Here is a 16634-nt window from a genome sequence, read left to right as displayed (position 1 = left end):
TGCCGTCCTTTTAAGGACGGCACCCGTTTCAGCGAGAAATATAAGGATAAGTTATCGTGTGAAACATATACTTTCTTATATTTAAATAAAAACGCCCTTCCCGGCGCCTCTGGCAATCTACTCTTCAGTTACAAGAAATGTAAGTCCATTCTCCACCAGAATCTCCTTAACGGCAGGCTTCAGTGTAGAGGGAACCTCGCTATACTTCGTCTTCCCCAGCGTGACACGTTGTGCAAAAAACAGCGCCATTGCTCTCACCACCCTTCTAATCAATTTGCGTAAAACGTCGGCCACCCCTCCGAACGTTTAAGAATAGACTTGAGTTGCCATCTCGGCGATAAGGTCCTCAATGAAATCCGCCCGTTCGCTGAGCGCATTATTCTGCGCCTTGAGCAGCAGATTCTCCTGCTGCAACTGCTCCAGCTCCGTCAGCACCGGCGGCTTGTTCGCCTCAGCCTCCTGATACGCTTCCCACGCTGCCTGCAATTCAGCCTCCGTCGGCTGCGGCGCATCCAGCTTCCAGACCGCAATATACGGCCCTTTCTCTACCAGATCATAATCCTCACCTTCGGTCAGCAAGTTATAGTCAATGCCGTAGCGGTAGTGTACGCCCTCCTGCGGTTCCTCGCCGTCTTCGGGCGGCTTGATCTCGTAACGGACACGCCCCTTCTCTGCTGCTCCTGGATGCAGGACCGGCTCCGGCCCGTTGTCCTGGACGATGAAGTCCTGCATCGGGTCAGCGTCCGGGTATAGATACATGATTGCTGCTGGTATATTCATTCTGATTCCTCCTTATGAAATTCTAGAAACTGCAAAAGCACCTTCCCACCCAGTGGATAAAGTGTTCGCCGTTGATGATCTAACATATATCTCCAGATAATCTCCCGCAGACATTTCTACACATGCCGATCCCTTTAATTCGTAGGAAAACCCCGAAGTAACATAACAATAATCCAATCTTTGGTAAAACGACCCATTCGCGTACAAAACCATTTCCGCCGCTGTGCCGCCGTTATTAAGTAAAGCAGTTGCATTTATTTGATAAACGCCAGATTGTTTCGCAACGAAGCGACTCAATCCTGTATCATACTCATTAAGGTGATCATTATTCTCGAGAGGATATTGCGCTTTAGTCCAAGTATTAGCCGCCAAATTTTGGACGCCGACCCCCGATGTCGCCCGACTAAACGATCTACTAGCTGTTGTATTATCTCCCCATGGGTTAAGCAAGTCTGTATGAACAAACCCGCCGGCCTGAGCGATTTCTCCATTTGTCGATGATGCCCTTGTTCCTGCCCACCCAATTACCCCTGCCAATTCTGCAACATATCCATTTGTATTACCACTTCCTGTGGTATTTTCGATATAAGCCATACCTGCATTTACTACACTGGCTACTCTTAATTTGTTGCTAATATTACATCCTGAGAATCGCGCTGAGCCTAAATTCACTCCAATTCCAGCTGAAGCGGTTCCTGTAGCAATTGCATTAATTAGTGTGAATACAGCACCTGTGCTTGAGATTGACTCCATTGCATTACCTGTTGCAGTACTACAATTAAATCCAGTAAAGTTAATAATAATATTGCAACCATTTACTATAATTCTATCTACAGTTCTAGAAGTAGAAATAACGTTATCTCCAATAAAATTAATCGAGCCACCACCGATGAACCCGGATAATCTTATTTCTTCTATATATGTTCCAGGAGAAACATATACTGTAATGGTATGATTCACATTTTTAGGGATCATATTAATTGCTTTGCCAATCGTCTTAAATGCTCCTGCCGTTGTATTAGCCAGCCCGGTGTTATTGTCATTACCATCTGTACGAACATAGTAAGTAACATCACCGTTTGTTTCAAGTACTACAGGATTGTCTCGAACACTAGGAATGCTGAACATCAGTTTTCCAGCAGTATTTACTCCTAAGGTTCGTTCTCCTTGAATGTTAGCAGCGTCACGGTATTGGTATCTTATAACCTTTGACCATGAGCTTGCTGCAGCAGGGGTAGTCATGGTAATATCCCCAGCCATGCTTCCTCCAGCCTTGGGAAGTGCAGCATTTAACTGCCCCTGTATCCCTGAGGTCACCCCATCCAAATACCCGAACTCCGTATTCGACACAACCCCCGTCCCAATCTTACTTGCATCGATCCCCGCCGATGCATTAATATCCGCATTCACGATCACTCCCGGAGCAATTGCCGTTACGCCATCCGAAGAACTGGTTACATCCCCTGTATGATTCGGATGCACATAATTATTAGCCCCCTGCGCCACGCTATCCAGCTTAGACTTATCCGCTGCGGCCATCAATCCCGCCGCAGTCGTGGTGGCAACGGCAGTAGACGCCTTAGCATTCCAAGTGCTACGCTCCGCCGCTGTAATATGCTTAACCGTATCAGCAGTGTGGTCCTGCACGGCCTTGACGGCAGTGTCCAGAATATCCATATTGCCGTTCAGATCGGTGATATCTACAATGTCTGTGCCATCGGGCTTTTTCAGCCCCAGATTACCCGTTGTCTTCATCGCTCACACTCCTATTCATATACTCTTAGCTCGTTCCAGGTCTTGCCGTGCGCGCTGCTCCAGGTGAGCGACTTCAGCGAATCCCACCAGGTGTAGCTGTACACGAAGCTGTAGTCCAGATGAGCCGGCTTAATCTCTTCCATAATCTGAATCAGCCCCGCCATATTGGCCGGGATGCCCAGCGTGCCGACGAAGCGTACCTCGAAGCTGTACGCTCCGGGGACCTCGACCACTTCCACATCTCCCCCCGAAAAAGCAGACGCCGTCCGCCGGATCATCTCCGGTGTCGTCGTGCCGCTGCCCCGCAGCTTGGCCTTGATCATCTCCCGGCGGGTCGCATAGGACTTGTTCGTATCTGTGGTCAGCCCCAGCATCCGCTCCCAGCGGGCCAGCCCCCACGTCGCCGACTCCAGTATCTTCTGATCGTCACTGTCGGCCATCGCATAAGCGATTTCGCCGCACGCTGCCCCGGCGCTCGCCTGCAAGGCCTCCATCTCAAGAACACCCTGATAATACTCAGGCAGGTACTTCATCAGATCAGGAGCCCCCACCTCTGGCCCTTCCTGCGGCACACCCTCTTCAGAATACGTCAGCAGACCATACATACTCTCTCCATAAGCCATGGCTACACCCCCTTGAGCTGATTCCAGGTCAGCGGGCCTTTGGGCAGATAATCATGGGTATGCGCGGCCGCCGGGTAGACCGAAGGCTTGCCGTCCACGCCGGACCAGGGAACCGTGTCCGCCGCTTGGGCATAATCGACCTTGCCGTTGTTATTGGTGTCATAGATGCTCTTGAGCATATCGCCCGTGCCTTGGCCTGCCGCGAGCAGCACATTACCGCTGGCACTGCCGATGAACAGCTTGCCGCTATCCGTGCAGTAGCCCATTTCTCCGGCAGCAAGCGTACCCAGCGAATTCTCCAGGCCGCGGCGGATTTGAATCAATGTCTTCCGTGCCATGTCACCGCCTCCTAGAATGTTCCGCCGTCGATGGTGCCCACCGCCAGCCGGTTGCCGTTGGCGGCATCGTAGACAATGCTGTCATTGTCGATACTCGCCTCGATCCCTGTCGTATTCACCAGGATGCCCTTCCCCGGCTTGGCGGCAACACTGGTTGAGCCAACCACAATACCATTGCCAGCCCCGACGGTCAGCGTCACACTGTCTGCCTGCCCGCCGCCGGTGAGCCCGTTTCCGGCTGTAATCGTCTGTAGTGCCCCGCCCGTCCGCACCCAGGTGCTTCCGTTCCAGCTGTAGATTTTCTGCTCGTCGTCCACATAGGCAGTCCAGCCGACAGCCGGAACATAATAGGCCCAAGCGCCGGAGGCATATTCGGCAATCTGGTTGGTTTTCCCCGCCCAGACGCCGGTTGCGCCGGAAGGGATAATATAGCGGTCCGCTTCAGCCGGGCTGGACGGCGGCGTTGCCAGATGCTGATCCTTGACCGAGGCTTGCGGCTCAATGTTGTGTTTGGCCAGCTCGATCTCGTTTTTGATTTTTTGCGCGGACCACAGATCTGTAATCGCCGAACCGCTATCGTTGATAGTCCGGTGCTTGGCCGCATCGTTGATATGCGTTGCGATCTCTGCCGCTGTCTTCGTATTCGTACCGTCTGACACCTTATTGGGATGTCCTGCGGTAATGTCCGCCTTCAGCACCTTAGCATAGGTACTGCCGTCGGCAACGTCATCCAGACTTCCGGCCAGATCAGTCAACTTCTGGGCATTCACCCGGCGCCAGGCGGCCCCGTCATCGAAATACAGATACCCGCTGTTGCTCCCGCTGCTCACGTAATACAGCCGCCCCACGGAAGCAGCCGCTGGACGCGAAGCCTCGGGACCCGACAGCGCCCGGCCGACCATGGAGTTAGTAGTACCGTCTCCGATATAGATCTCCTTCGTGTCCGTGCAGAAGCCCATCTCTCCGGCTTTCAGCGCCCCGTAGGTGGATAGCTCCGCCCGGGTGCCGCGTTTCACTTGAATCGTTTGTGCCATGTTACACCTCTTTTCTGAAAGATCCGCCGTCAATCACCCCGGCCTGTTTATAACGCTCCAGTTCCCGCTGCGTAGCGGTCAGCCCGGTTTGCAGCCGGTTCACATCATCCGCTTCCACAGTGTCCCCCGGCGTTTCGTAAGTCACATAGACTTCAGGGACATCGGCGTAGATGCTGATCAACCGCCGCCAAGGGGCCTCATCCGGAAAAGACACCGAATAATTCCGCACCTCAATCCCGCTGAAGCGGGACCCCGTATACACCGCCAGTGTCTGATTGTTAATATTGTCGTGGGCCAACAGGCCGCTAAACACTCCGCCATTAAGCAGGAGCTTCTCCTCAACGACATAGCTGCCGCCGCTCGCCTTCTTGTTAAGCTTATCCTGAAATACATCGATCTGCTGCGGATAGGCCATAGCTACACCTCCAATACGACATTGCCGAAGAGCGGCACTTCCGTCTCGTTCAGCGTGATATTGGCCGTCCCGCCGTTCAGCTTAAGACCGCTGTAATCCACAACGCCCTCCGTGTCCAGCAGCAGTGCGCCAATCACCGACTGACTAATATAGGTTGCGTTAAAAGCCTTCTCCTTGCGGTACTTCTCCAAGCCCGCCGTAAAGGCGTCTACCACCGGCTGCAGCGCATAACCCGCCGCCAGCGTAACCTTAGCAGAGACGTCAACCACCTTGCCGGTGGCCGATTCCACCGTGACTACGGCTCCCACCGGGGCCTGGCCTTCGCCCATTCCCGGAGTAGGGTCAATATATTTCTGGACCTCCGAGACCAGCAGCGCGGAAGCAGGCCGATGCTCTGTATTCACAATAACCACCTTAACCGTCTTCGGGCCGGCCCACAGCGGAAACACGCGCGCGCCTCCCACACCCTGAATCTGCTGCGCCCATTCCATATAATGATATTTATTGCCGCTTGTCGCCGGCCGTCTGGCCGAATCGAAAAACCGCTGCCGCAGCGCCTCATCCGGCTCCGCATCCGTTCCGGGCACCAGCAGCCCCGTCACCTCGCCCCGGGCCAAGCCCGGGATATAGTCAACAGGCAGCAGCTTCCCGGAGTATTGATTTCCCTCTGTCCCGGCTGTTTCGCTCTCCAGACGGTACGTGCCGGGTGCCAGCTTCTCCGCCGCATTATAATGAAGCAATCCCAGAGATAAGCGGCTGCCCAGCGGTATATCCAGAGGCATGTCCCCGCTGGCATAGAACCTGGCCCCAAGCTGCGCCTTCCCCGCGGGCTGACGGGTAATTCCGGTCCAGGCGATGCTGCGCTCCAGAAACTCACCATCCGCCGTATCCGGGAAAAACAAATTGTTATTGACCTCCAGCTCCACATACATCTGGGCCAGTTCGGCCGCCGCCGGAGCGAGTGCATCATAAATGATGCTGCCCTCACGCTTGTCCAGCCCTTCCGGGACCCGGTCCAGCATCCGTTCGAGCAAGGCCTCATACGTCTGATCCTCATACACTGGCTATCCCCTCCTTTCTCAGCTCCACATCACCATATATGGTGACTGCTGAACAACTGAAGCTGGCGGTATCTCCGTTCCACAGAACCTCTACATCCCGGAGCTCCTGAATCCGCTCGTCCTGCAGCAGCGCATCACTGACCAGACGGCGCAGCTCCGGCCGGGCCAGCAGCCGGTCCTGACCCAGCACCAGATTCCACTCCGTTCCGTAGTCAGCGCTGTAGATCAGATGCTCATAACGGCTGGTCTGCAGCACCTTAACCGCCGCTTGTTTCACCGCCTCCAGCCCGTCTACCCGTCCGCTGATCCGCTTCTGCTCCCAGTCCATCCGGTACGTCAAGCCCGGGCTGGTCTCTGGATTTGTCACATTGGCTTCAAGTGATGCCGTCACCGGGCCGGATCTGCCAATTGCCGGAATCATGGCTCCACCAGCCGATCCAGGACAATATAGGTCTGTCCGCCTTGCATCCGGGCGAGCAGCACCCGGTCTCCCGCTTCAAGCCCGCGGCGCAGCAGCATCTCCTTGCCTTCCACTGCCACCCGGTGCTCCATCACGGCTTCAGTCACAACCAGTGCCGGTCCGCTCAGCGTGAACCTTTGTCCAACCTGAATCTGCAGCGGCTGTGCCAGCACAACCGTCCCATACGAAAAAGCCACCGGGTTCGTATTCGACACCGCCCCGAGGCTTGCTTGTTTGATAATATCCAGCATATTGTTATCTACACCACCTTAATGTCCAGGGACATCGTATGCTCCCCTCCAGATATTTTATGGCTGCACTGGTCCACCAGAAACAGCTGCGTCTGGAATTCCTCCAGCAGGACATAGATGAAGCTTCCGGCACGCACCCGCATATCCCCGATCGCCTGAACCGAGAGGCTGATCTTCTCACGGTTATGCTGCTTCAGCAGATTACCGGCCTTCTCCTGAATCTGTGCAGCATTCGCCTGGTCATCCGCTTTCTGATAGAGATGCAGGATGCCCCAGCGCTCCACATTCGCCTTGTCTGTGACCGGATAGAACTCGCGTTTGCCGGTCTCCTCGTTGTCCTGATACAGCAGAATCGTATTGTACGTATTATCGTCAATGCTTCTTTTGAGCGAATAGTCGTACAGATAGTGTCCGGCCCCCAGAATCACCTTCAGCAGCATTGACTGCGGACTGCGCAGCGTCAGCTTCCCGAAATCATCGTAGAACGCCATCAGCTGCCCCTTATACTGAAGCTCACTGCCCACAGCGCCCATGATGATATCCAGCAGCTTCTTGTCATCCTCAATCAATGAGGGAATCTTGTAGCCAGCCGGCTCCAGCATCCCAACACGCAGTCCACGGTCCTTGGCAATGGTGCTGATCACCTCACTGGCGGTCACATTCTGCAGCACATAACTGCCATTCCCCAGCAGATAGCGGATTTGGTCATAGGCCGTCAGCTTGATCTCCTGATTTGCGCCCGTGTCAATGCTGAAGACGAAGCCGTAGAATACATCGACCCCGTCCCTGCGGAACTGCACAATATCCCCGTTGCTGATCGCGAACTTCTTATGTTGATAGATGCCGCTGTCGGCCAGTGTGAGTTCGAGGGTGGCCGGCTTGCCGGTCCGGGTGGTTTTCCAGGTAATATCCGTCACGATCCCGGCAACATTCCAGATGGCGCCTTCCTTATTGATTATGATTAATTCCATCGCCATGCCTCCTACGACAGCTTGATCACTCTGCCGGGCTTCAGCTTTTTGGTTTCACTGTCTGAGATATTGTTCAGCTTTTGGAGTATTTTGTACTTACTGCCGTCACCGAGCTGCTTCTGAGCCACCGACCAGAGCGTATCCCCGGCTTTGAGCGTATAGGTAGCAGGTGCAGTCTTCTCGCTGGCCCGCTTCGGCTGCGTCTTCACCCCGCCGGTTTTGCCAACCTTCACGGCTAACGCCTGATAGAACACGTACTTTTTGAGCCCAAGCGTATATTCAATATCTCCCGAAGACCCTGCACTGAGCTTCCACGAGAAATTCTCGATGCTGACCGCCATATTAATGCCAATATCCCCGGTAAAAGTCTGCTGCGCCTGCGCCCTGGCCTGCCTCAGCCAATCGGGAGTCTGCGTGTCCTGCACCTCAGCCGACTTAAGTCCTGAGAACACAAACCGCACCGGCCTGCGGCTCAGCATCCATTTACGGATCAGCTCCACATATTCATAGGGCTTCAGCAGCTTGCGGGCATTCTCCCCGGAATACACCACGAACGGATAATATTGTGCCGGAAACATACTCTCAATCGTAATCTCCGTCAGCTTGGGATAAGCAATCGCATTGATTTCGCCAAAATCAACAATGGTGTAGCTTTTGCCCTCGCTATTCTCCTTGATCTCCAGCGTCTCAGGGTTCACCGGAAGCCGGATTACCTCTTCATAGTTGTTGAAGCTGAGATAGAAGCCATACTCCTCCATGTTACGTGTACACCCCCTGCGCCGTAGAGACGAACTCCTCCTTCAGCTTCTGGCCGATCTTCGTGATGATGGAGTCAATATCGCCGGAATTATTAATATTCCCGGTTGTTACCTGTACTGTTGGTGTCAGCTCGACAAAATTCTGGATCGACTGAATCTCCGCCAGCTCCCGCAACATATCCAGATCGTCACTGGAGATATCGACCTTTTCATTGATTTTGCCTACCTCGCCTACCTTGTTGACGTTGTTCAGGCTGCCGGTTTGGTTGGCGAAAGCGTTAGTAGAACCTCCCGGGATATTCTTAGGAGACTTAGGGTTAGCTAACTCCTTGGCTTTATTCGCCATTTGTTGTCCCTTATCCATGAAATTGTTCATGGCATTCTTTCCTATTTCATTACCCTTGCCATATGCCGCTTTTATATCCTTAAACTCTGTTAGCTTGGACAATTCCAATTCTACCTTGTCTGCCGGTTTATATGCTTCAAGGCCTTGACGATATTTCCCAATGATATCACTGGCACCATGTGGGGTCTCCGGTTCCTCTATCTTTAGATTCACCTTGCTCATCCCCAATTTGTCGAAGAAGGGAATATTACTGAGCATATCTACGAGATTATTGAATTTATCAAGCACCCAATTAATAGCTTTAGCCATTACCTTCATGAATCCTCCGGCAAAACCTTCTGCGCCTACAGCAATACTATACATAACATCCAGCGCACCAGCAGCCAGACCATAAAAGAATCCCTGCACTTTATTGACAGCCAAATTAAATATATAAACTAACACATCGCCAGCCATAATGAAATAATTCTGGAGACCAATGGCTATATTCTGCACAACTGCCGACAGATAATAGAATGACCCCACGATAAATCCGACAACCTCACCCGCTGAGACGCCTAGATGCTGCAGAATCATCAATAAGACGGCAATCACGGCAATGACGATTAAGATCGGCCAGTTCGCTGCCAGCCAGGCTGCGGCAAGCATATAGACCTGAACAATCATGGCGGCCAGGAAAACAATCGCGATCGCCTCAAGAATAGGCTTGATGAACGACCAGTTATCCTGAACCACTTGAGCCAGCCATAACAGGCCGTTAACGACCATCGAGAGTACATTCGCTATGACAAGAAAGCCGTTAGCCATCGCATCAATCAGTGGTGCAAGCTGTCCTGAAGTTAATGCGTTGTTAATCATATCCATTACCGGCCGCAGAGCACCCAGCGCCTTAGCACCAATCTGTCCGAGCGCATCGTCAATATTCTTGTTCATCTTATTCCATTTCTCAATATCCCCCGGCTGTGCCGCTTCCTTCACGGCCTTCTCCCCGAAGGACTTAATCGCGTTAAAAGGCGTAACCACATCAGCCGTTTTGAGGAACTTCATAATCTTTGAATCGCCGCCCGGCGGCGGTGGAGGTGGTGGTGGCACCGGCGGCGGCACCGGGTCTTTCTTCAAATTGATCTTCGGCTTCGGTAGAACTTCGGGTTCCGGCGGTTTAACATCCTCTTTTTTTACCTCAGGCTTTTTTTCTTCCTTTTTCTTTTTTTCTTTAAGCCCTTTCCACCAGTTTACCTTTTTGGGTTCAAGTTTTTTATCCGGCTCCTCTATAGTAGGCACGCTCTCAAGCATACGGACGCCCAGCTGCTGGGATTGTGCCGCCCGCTGGCTCTGCTGGACCATAAGCGGTCTGGATATCTCCACTTTGACAGGCAGCTTCTTGAAGCCCTCCAGCAGCGTATCATTAATCTGCTGCAAGGACTGAATCATCCGGTCCTCCGAACGGATAATCTGTTCACTGGAACGTTTCACCGCCGCCTGAAAACCCTTAATGGACCGGTTGACCAGATCCAGATTATTATTCATCCGCAGGTTCTGCTTATGGACGGCTTTCCAGATCGTCACCGACCGGCGGGAGAACAAAACCGCTTTGGAACTATCGGTTCCCATTCATTCACCCCCTTCATCTTCTCTTCCCCTTGCTCCGCGCGCGCTCGCGCTTCTCCTTGTCCACACGGACGGCAATCATGGCATAGATCGCCGCACGTTCGCGGACGGAGAGCTTCATCAGCTCATGCGGCAGAATGTGCAGCTCGTGGAGGGCGTAGTAAGCCAGATTGGCTTCGCCATCGCCCTCGTTGATCAGTTTTTTACTTCATCCACCAGCTCGTTCATATCCGTGGCGAAGCCGTTCAGCGCCTGCACCCGCTCTCCGAGCGCAGCGAATTCGCCGGGTAGCAGCATTTTGCGCAGCAGCGATTCGGCCCCCATCACCCCGTAAGAACGCTGCAGCTCCGTATTCTTCAGATCCGGATGCACAATGCTGGCTGTCATCAGCTTGGCCATATATTCATTGGGATCAATGTCGGTAGTATATGTGCCGTTCTTGCCCTTCACCTTGCGTGTGGCCGCTTTGCGGCATTCCTGGTTCTCCTCCTCGTTCATGCTGCGCAGCTTCCAGAGGGCAGGATTCCCCTCCTTGTCCTTGAACCGCAGTGAGACCGCGAATTCCTCGGTAGTATCACTAGCCGCATTTTGCGCGAAAAACAAACTCAATTCACTCATCATCTATTCCTCCCGGATATTATAGTTGGTTAGACAGAGAAGCGGCCCGCCGCAGAGCGCACTTCACTTCAATACGGATACTGCTCCATGTACTTTGCGGCCCGGACCTTCCCTTCATAATGGGGTTATTTTATTATTCGTTATTGGCCGGAATTCGCCGGAGCCGCGAAGGGCTGGACGAGTTCCACATCCTCGAAGGTAAAAGCAACCTCTTCCTCCAGCGCATCGGACTCCGTATCCAGCGAAGCCATGATCACACTGTCGAGATTGACATCCTTCAGCATAATGCGCTGTGCCCCTACGGTAGAGGACGGATCGTCATTGGTTACGATAATACTGAAGTATTGGTCGATCCCGGTCTTCATGTACTCCAGCATCATCTGGCGGAAACGGCTGGTCATATAGAAAATCGTCATCGTACCGCTGCCCGACCATCCGGTCGCCTTATGCTGCACTCCGCGGCGTCCAAGCGTTTTCACTTCCGCCTTCTGCTTTTCTACCGTGGCTTCCAAGGTTTTGACATAGAACATTTCTTCCGTCTGTCCGTTAATTGTGGCATAGGCCCGGCCCTCCTGGCCGGACAGCGTATCGCTCGCTCTCAAGAATGTCATCTTAGACCACCTTCACTTTCATATATACTTTTTCTACGGAATCAACCGGCTTCACCGCTACCTCCAGCACCACACTGTCGCTATCCGCTCCCGGAGTCACCACAATGTCGCTCTGCGCGTTGAAGTTCTCAATCGCCCCGAGGTTCTGCAGATCATTCATATAAGTGACGCACTGCGACCAGAAGAGCGCACGCCCGTCCTCATTATTCGGCAATTTACCAATGAAGTAGCTCTCAAAAATCCGCTTCAGATCACCCGCGATCCCATCAAGCACACGCAGCACACGGTTCTTGGAGAAGGCTTTGCCTTTATCCGTCGAGAAGGAGGTGAAAGTGTTGATGTCCTGCTCCACTACAGCCCGGCCCCCATTATACGTGAAAAGCAGCTCCCCACCCGACAGGGCGGCTACGGTTTCGGTATGGCTGAAGCGCACATCAGCGTCCACCGCATCATCATAAGCCTGATAAGTCAGCGACTCATTCACCGCAGCAGCGGCGGTAGCACCGGCTACCCAAGCTACAGCGTGAGCTTTATCCACCACGGTTCCGTCGCTCAGCACCACACCGTTAGCAACACTAATGATGCCCTCATGGTCAGCCGTAGCGTAATCGGACAGCACCGCCTGGACCTTCTTGCCTTCGGTATTCCGCAGACGCTTCACATAAGCGCTATACAGCGATTTCAGCGAGTTGTCTTCGGAGATGAGGCCCACCGTCTGGAAGTCCTGAACCTCCAGCGCCGACAGGAAATCACTATGCTCCGCATTCGTCACCACACCATTCGCACCGCCCGACAGCGGTAGCCCGGCCGTGACCGTCAGCGCACCGGATTCATTCGGCTTATATTCGACATAAGCATTCGCAGCCAGACCGGCAGCAGCGCTTACCGTCTGCTTGTCCACCTCAGCCCCGTCCAGCAGCGTCCGCACGTCGAACTGGGTGGCGTCGCTGATATTTTTCTCAATCACAATCTTCAGCGCATTACCGCGCTCCCCGCCATAACGTGCTGTTGCCTGAATGCCGTTATTGGTCACAGCAGCCTTCACGCCCTCATTCAAGCGATAGAGCAGCAGTGTGCCTGCCCGCTTCAGTACCTCTCTTACCGCCAGCAGCTCAGGAGCCGTCAGGTCGTAGCCCAGCTTTTGCCGGAAATCCTCCTGTGCCGTTAGCTTCACGATGACTCCTGCGGGACCCCAAGGCAGCGCCAGCGCCAGGGCCGCCGTACCGCGTTCCCCCATTTTACCTGCTACAATGCCGTTTGAGGCCACGTTCACGTAAACCCCCGGACGCACCTTGTTTTGTGTTGTCCATGTTCCTCCAGCCATTAGATAACCTCCTTATTTAGATACAGCTCGATTAATTGTTTTGCCTCCGCCAATGTGTAGCTCGTGCCTTCTTGCAGAACGACCTCCAGCACATCCTTCTCCCGAGGTTTGAACAGGGCCGACTCCCGAAGCTGCCTTTTGCCAAAAGCTTCCCGGCCTCCTCCGCTGCTGCTCTGCCCGCTTGCCTGCATGTCCATACCGCTCATTTCAGCCGCGTCCCTTCTGTGAAATGCCCCATTAGCTCTGCTTCACCCTCCGGCGGCTTCTGCCTCTGCAGATAGAGCATGTAGTCCGCTGTGAACAGCGGACCCTGACCCTCTGCCCCCGCCTCCCAGGACTGGCGCATGATCCGAAAGGCCGGATCACTGCTCTCACTCGCCGCCAGCGCCTCACACAAACCGTCAGCCATAGCCTCTGCGGCAAGCGGGCTTCCCTGCTCATAGCGGATACCGAAGCGGTACACCGCCATATACCTGCCCTCACGCTGCCGGTCATAGGTTGCCGAGATCAGCTCCAGCTTGAAGTAAGCCGACTGCGGCTTGTCCCCTTCGACATAGACAGGAACCTCCGGGTAGAACCGGATCAGTGCAGCCGTGAGCTGCTCCCGCAATTGTTGTACCGTCATGCCTTCCTTCCTCTCATGGATAGATGTGATAATCCCTCCTGCCTTTCTTGAGTCGTCAACGGATTGATTCAGGAAGAATAAGACCCGAATTGTATCTGGCAATGAGCGAAGGAGCTTTCACCGTACTTGTCTGCCAGCCTGCCTTAGGCTTCGATGATGTAGAGCATTCATGCTCCTGCGGTGTCCTTTTGCTTCATTTGCCATGTTATAATCATAGCCCCCCTGAGACCTTGCGCAGGCGCTATTACGGATAAGATAGAGATGACTTAAGGCGACTTTCGGGATGGTGAAGAGAGGGACCCAGGAGCTTCCTGCATACAAAAACGGATACCCTCCTGTACAGGAAGATATCCGTTGCTGATACTCTGTCTATTTCAAGCTAATCTGTACGTGAGCCGCCATTGCCGCTCTTTTATACAGGCTTCTTGCTCTTCACCGCCCCGGACTTAGGCTTCACCAGGGAAGCCAGGGACAGAAGCTGGAGATCGGCGAGCGCCAGCGCCATCTTATAGAACGCCTTGGACCTTATTTTCACATAAGTATCCTTGCTTACCGGAGGGTCAAATACATGATTATAGATCGTGTAATCGTAGCTCTCCTCCCTGCGCATGTACCGTTCCCGGACCAGCTGCTGCTCCCGCTGTGTAAGCCGTTCAACGACCGAGTCGATCATCTCACAATAGGCTCTACGGGCGGCAGGCACGTCTACATTGTAGGTGGCAATTGCCCCCGTCTGATCGGTAACCGAATTCGTTGCTCCATGGAACCGTTCTGTATAAGAATAGGTTGTTGCCGCCTCCTTAGCCTCAAACGTTACCGTCTTAAAAATCCGGTACTTCTCCAGCATATTCTCTATAGCGACCTGAGTCAGACGGCGGTCAAGCTCGGGCAACGAGGATAGAATCATCATTTGCAGCACTCCTTTGATGTTGAGCAGAATGTTGAATTTTATTGCGGACCTTTCCAGCCAAATGTGGTAAAATTCTACTTGTTCGCATAGTGTTCGCCTTTTTCAATAATATACCACTTGGCAGCTATATTCGTAAAACCCCATTTTCGGCCGTTTTGCAGCATAAACGTACTTATACCTTGCATTATTACCATTTGGCAATGAATTTCATCTTATTGTTTACCTATTGGCATAAATGGCGTATATTAATTACAACAGACTATTTAGGCAATTAGGCGATAAGGAGTGGTTAACGATGGCAGAGGAATTTGGGAACTATCTGCGGCAGCTTCGGGAGGAAAAGGGACTGACCATTAATCAGCTGGCTGCCCTGGCTGGAATCAGCGGAGCACAGATTTCACGGATGGAGAATGGGCTCAGAGGTGTTCCTAAGCCGGCAACCCTGCGTAAGATTGCTGAAGCGACAGGAGTCTCCTATGAGGAGCTTATGAGCAAGGCCGGTTATTTGACGGGAGCAGACAGTCATAATGAAGATACTGTCCCTGAGTGGGCAACAAGTAAGGATAAGCGGGATTTCCGGCAGATGCTTGAGGACGATGGTGAGCTGATGTTTGATGGGATTCCTTTGAATAAGGAAGATAAGCAGCGGATCAAGGATGTGTTAACCGGCCTGTTCTGGGAAGCCAAGCAGATGAACAAGAGAACCCCCAAGCCCAAGCGCGACCCGCGTTCCGGGCACTAACCAGGCAAGCCAATAACTATGAAAATGCTGCGGGTGAAGAATATGGATGAGCTAATTAAGCGTCTGGTCACAAAATACAAAACCAACAACCCGTTCGAGCTGGCCGAAGCACTAGGCATTCACATCAGGTTCATGAATCTGGGCGAAGGCACCAAGGGCTTATATTACCGCAAATTACGAAGAAGGTTCATCGTTATTCATCATCAGCTGCCTCTGGAGTGGCAGCGGTTTGTCTGTGCCCATGAATTGGCCCATGACCGCCTGCATAAAGGGGTGAACCGTTTTTTTCTGGAGGAGCATTCCTATTTCCCCCCAGGCAAGCTGGAACGGCAGGCGAATCTGTTCGCTGTGAAGCTGCTGTCCGCCGGCACATCAATTGAACAGGACGAATCCCTACAGAGCTATTATGCAAGAATCGGCATCCCGGCTGAGGTTGTCTTTTTTTTGGAGGATTGATAGAACATACGTTCCATTAATGAGGCGAAATAGGCCCTCGCCGCCTTCCCCTCAAGGTAGCTTCAGGCGGCTAACGGCGTGATGAGGTGCACTTCTCCTCTCAATTGCACCATCGTCCTGCGTTCTCTGAATTCAGGTATACTAATGCTCCTCATTAGCTTACTTAGCCAACTTCCGCAGGAATCAGGTGCACTCGTGCTCCTCATTGGCTCAATTAATTAACTAACTTATTACTCTCCTTCAGCCACCACTCAGCCCATTTTAATGGATTTATCCCCTTGATCTCACCGAAATCCCTACTTCTTCCAGTATCTAAAGGATTTATCCCTTTCATTTTCTCTTTTGGCCTACTTTAGGCAACATTAGGGGGATTAATCCATTTGATTGCGCTGTTATAGGCGGCTTCGTGCAGTTTCTGATGGATTTATCCGTTGGATTCTCCACATCCCGCTCGACAATAGAAAGCCCTTATCAATCTCTGAATAACAAAAAAACCCTTACCGAAGTAAGAGTTCATTCTCAGCTATACGCTGTGCAATCGGGATGACACGATTTGAACATGCGACCCCCTGGTCCCAAACCAGGTGCTCTACCAAGCTGAGCTACATCCCGAAACTATAAATTGTATATGGAGCGGGTGATGGGAATCGAACCCACGCTATCAGCTTGGAAGGCTGAAGTTCTACCATTGAACTACACCCGCACAGGTGAAATATCGGGATGACACGATTTGAACATGCGACCCCCTGGTCCCAAACCAGGTGCTCTACCAAGCTGAGCTACATCCCGTTAATAAAAAATATGGCGCGCCCTGAGAGATTCGAACTCCCGACCTTTTGATTCGTAGTCAAACGCTCTATCCAGCTGAGCTAAGGGCGCATAAATTATGGAGCGGACGACGGGAATCGAACCCGCGACCCTCGCCTTGGCAAGGCGATGCTCTACCGC

At 52.8% G+C, this 16634-nt stretch carries 21 protein-coding genes and 4 tRNA genes; 2 read left to right on the top strand and 23 right to left on the bottom strand.

Annotation, left to right across the window (positions count from 1 at the left end):
* Positions 1 to 117: 117 nt before the first annotated feature.
* The 19 genes from K1558_RS32950 to K1558_RS32360 all read right to left on the bottom strand — a co-directional run bounded on the left by K1558_RS32950 (position 118) and on the right by K1558_RS32360 (position 14485).
* Positions 118 to 249, bottom strand: coding sequence for a hypothetical protein (locus K1558_RS32950; RefSeq protein ID WP_268748809.1), 132 nt, complete (start codon positions 247 to 249; stop codon positions 118 to 120).
* Between the two features lie 57 nt (positions 250 to 306).
* The gene (locus K1558_RS32445) at positions 307 to 780 is read right to left on the bottom strand and encodes an XkdW family protein (protein WP_238656227.1); all 474 of its coding nucleotides are present in this window, start codon (positions 778 to 780) and stop codon (positions 307 to 309) included.
* A 12-nt stretch (positions 781 to 792) separates the two neighbouring features.
* Entirely contained in the window at positions 793 to 2535 is a 1743-nt protein-coding gene (locus K1558_RS32440; protein ID WP_238656225.1) for a hypothetical protein, read from the bottom strand.
* An 11-nt stretch (positions 2536 to 2546) separates the two neighbouring features.
* The gene (locus K1558_RS32435; RefSeq protein ID WP_238656223.1) at positions 2547 to 3158 is read right to left on the bottom strand and encodes a putative phage tail protein; all 612 of its coding nucleotides are present in this window, start codon (positions 3156 to 3158) and stop codon (positions 2547 to 2549) included.
* Positions 3159 to 3160: 2 nt separating this feature from the next.
* A complete protein-coding gene (locus K1558_RS32430) occupies positions 3161 to 3496 on the bottom strand; it encodes a hyaluronate lyase N-terminal domain-containing protein (protein WP_238656221.1) in 336 nt (111 codons plus the stop codon).
* 11 nt (positions 3497 to 3507) lie between these two features.
* Positions 3508 to 4530 (bottom strand): DUF2793 domain-containing protein, encoded by a 1023-nt coding sequence (locus tag K1558_RS32425; protein WP_238656219.1) that lies wholly within the window; start codon positions 4528 to 4530, stop codon positions 3508 to 3510.
* 1 nt (position 4531) lies between these two features.
* A complete protein-coding gene (locus K1558_RS32420; RefSeq protein ID WP_238656217.1) occupies positions 4532 to 4945 on the bottom strand; it encodes a phosphoglucomutase in 414 nt (137 codons plus the stop codon).
* Positions 4946 to 4947: 2 nt separating this feature from the next.
* On the bottom strand, positions 4948 to 6006 hold the full coding sequence (locus K1558_RS32415) for a baseplate J/gp47 family protein (RefSeq protein WP_238656215.1): 1059 nt from the start codon (positions 6004 to 6006) through the stop codon (positions 4948 to 4950).
* Complete coding sequence (locus tag K1558_RS32410) at positions 5999 to 6427, bottom strand: DUF2634 domain-containing protein (RefSeq protein WP_238656213.1); 429 nt, start codon at positions 6425 to 6427, stop codon at positions 5999 to 6001. Before K1558_RS32410 ends, K1558_RS32415 begins: the two co-directional genes overlap by 8 nt.
* A complete protein-coding gene (locus K1558_RS32405) occupies positions 6424 to 6717 on the bottom strand; it encodes a DUF2577 domain-containing protein (protein WP_238656211.1) in 294 nt (97 codons plus the stop codon). The genes K1558_RS32410 and K1558_RS32405 overlap by 4 nt, the downstream gene beginning before the upstream one ends.
* A gap of 8 nt (positions 6718 to 6725) precedes the next feature.
* The gene (locus K1558_RS32400) at positions 6726 to 7688 is read right to left on the bottom strand and encodes an XkdQ/YqbQ family protein (protein ID WP_238656209.1); all 963 of its coding nucleotides are present in this window, start codon (positions 7686 to 7688) and stop codon (positions 6726 to 6728) included.
* 11 nt (positions 7689 to 7699) lie between these two features.
* A complete protein-coding gene (locus K1558_RS32395; RefSeq protein WP_238656207.1) occupies positions 7700 to 8446 on the bottom strand; it encodes a LysM peptidoglycan-binding domain-containing protein in 747 nt (248 codons plus the stop codon).
* Between the two features lies 1 nt (position 8447).
* Positions 8448 to 10403: a hypothetical protein gene (locus K1558_RS32390; RefSeq protein ID WP_238656206.1), complete on the bottom strand. Its 1956-nt coding sequence runs from the start codon at positions 10401 to 10403 to the stop codon at positions 8448 to 8450.
* Positions 10404 to 10595: 192 nt separating this feature from the next.
* Positions 10596 to 11018, bottom strand: a complete 423-nt coding sequence (locus K1558_RS32385; RefSeq protein WP_238656232.1) for a phage tail assembly chaperone — start codon at positions 11016 to 11018, stop codon at positions 10596 to 10598.
* A gap of 140 nt (positions 11019 to 11158) precedes the next feature.
* A complete protein-coding gene (locus tag K1558_RS32380; RefSeq protein WP_238656204.1) occupies positions 11159 to 11629 on the bottom strand; it encodes a phage tail tube protein in 471 nt (156 codons plus the stop codon).
* Position 11630: 1 nt separating this feature from the next.
* Positions 11631 to 12953, bottom strand: coding sequence for a phage tail sheath family protein (locus tag K1558_RS32375; RefSeq protein WP_238656202.1), 1323 nt, complete (start codon positions 12951 to 12953; stop codon positions 11631 to 11633).
* Complete coding sequence (locus tag K1558_RS32370; RefSeq protein ID WP_238656200.1) at positions 12953 to 13159, bottom strand: hypothetical protein; 207 nt, start codon at positions 13157 to 13159, stop codon at positions 12953 to 12955. Before K1558_RS32370 ends, K1558_RS32375 begins: the two co-directional genes overlap by 1 nt.
* A complete protein-coding gene (locus tag K1558_RS32365) occupies positions 13156 to 13578 on the bottom strand; it encodes a phage tail terminator family protein (RefSeq protein WP_238656198.1) in 423 nt (140 codons plus the stop codon). The genes K1558_RS32370 and K1558_RS32365 overlap by 4 nt, the downstream gene beginning before the upstream one ends.
* A gap of 412 nt (positions 13579 to 13990) precedes the next feature.
* The gene (locus tag K1558_RS32360; RefSeq protein ID WP_274529278.1) at positions 13991 to 14485 is read right to left on the bottom strand and encodes an ArpU family phage packaging/lysis transcriptional regulator; all 495 of its coding nucleotides are present in this window, start codon (positions 14483 to 14485) and stop codon (positions 13991 to 13993) included.
* Positions 14486 to 14783: 298 nt separating this feature from the next.
* On the opposite strand from K1558_RS32360, the gene K1558_RS32355 reads away from it, so the two are divergent.
* Both K1558_RS32355 and K1558_RS32350 read left to right on the top strand, forming a co-directional pair.
* Positions 14784 to 15230 (top strand): transcriptional regulator, encoded by a 447-nt coding sequence (locus K1558_RS32355; RefSeq protein ID WP_238656196.1) that lies wholly within the window; start codon positions 14784 to 14786, stop codon positions 15228 to 15230.
* A 42-nt stretch (positions 15231 to 15272) separates the two neighbouring features.
* Positions 15273 to 15686: an ImmA/IrrE family metallo-endopeptidase gene (locus K1558_RS32350; RefSeq protein ID WP_238656194.1), complete on the top strand. Its 414-nt coding sequence runs from the start codon at positions 15273 to 15275 to the stop codon at positions 15684 to 15686.
* 538 nt (positions 15687 to 16224) lie between these two features.
* Here K1558_RS32350 and K1558_RS32345 read toward each other — a convergent pair.
* The 4 genes from K1558_RS32345 to K1558_RS32330 form a co-directional block, all read right to left on the bottom strand.
* Positions 16225 to 16298, bottom strand: a tRNA-Pro gene (locus tag K1558_RS32345).
* Between the two features lie 17 nt (positions 16299 to 16315).
* Positions 16316 to 16389 (bottom strand) — tRNA-Gly (locus K1558_RS32340).
* Between the two features lie 12 nt (positions 16390 to 16401).
* Positions 16402 to 16475 (bottom strand) — tRNA-Pro (locus tag K1558_RS32335).
* Positions 16476 to 16488: 13 nt separating this feature from the next.
* A tRNA-Arg gene (locus K1558_RS32330) sits at positions 16489 to 16565 on the bottom strand.
* Between the last annotated feature and the right edge of the window lie 69 nt (positions 16566 to 16634).

Source organism: Paenibacillus piscarius, from assembly GCF_022234545.1.
Lineage (GTDB): Bacteria > Bacillota > Bacilli > Paenibacillales > Paenibacillaceae > Paenibacillus_AQ > Paenibacillus_AQ piscarius.
Note: the sequence above shows the minus strand (reverse complement) of the source record. Positions and strands in the feature narration are given on the sequence as shown.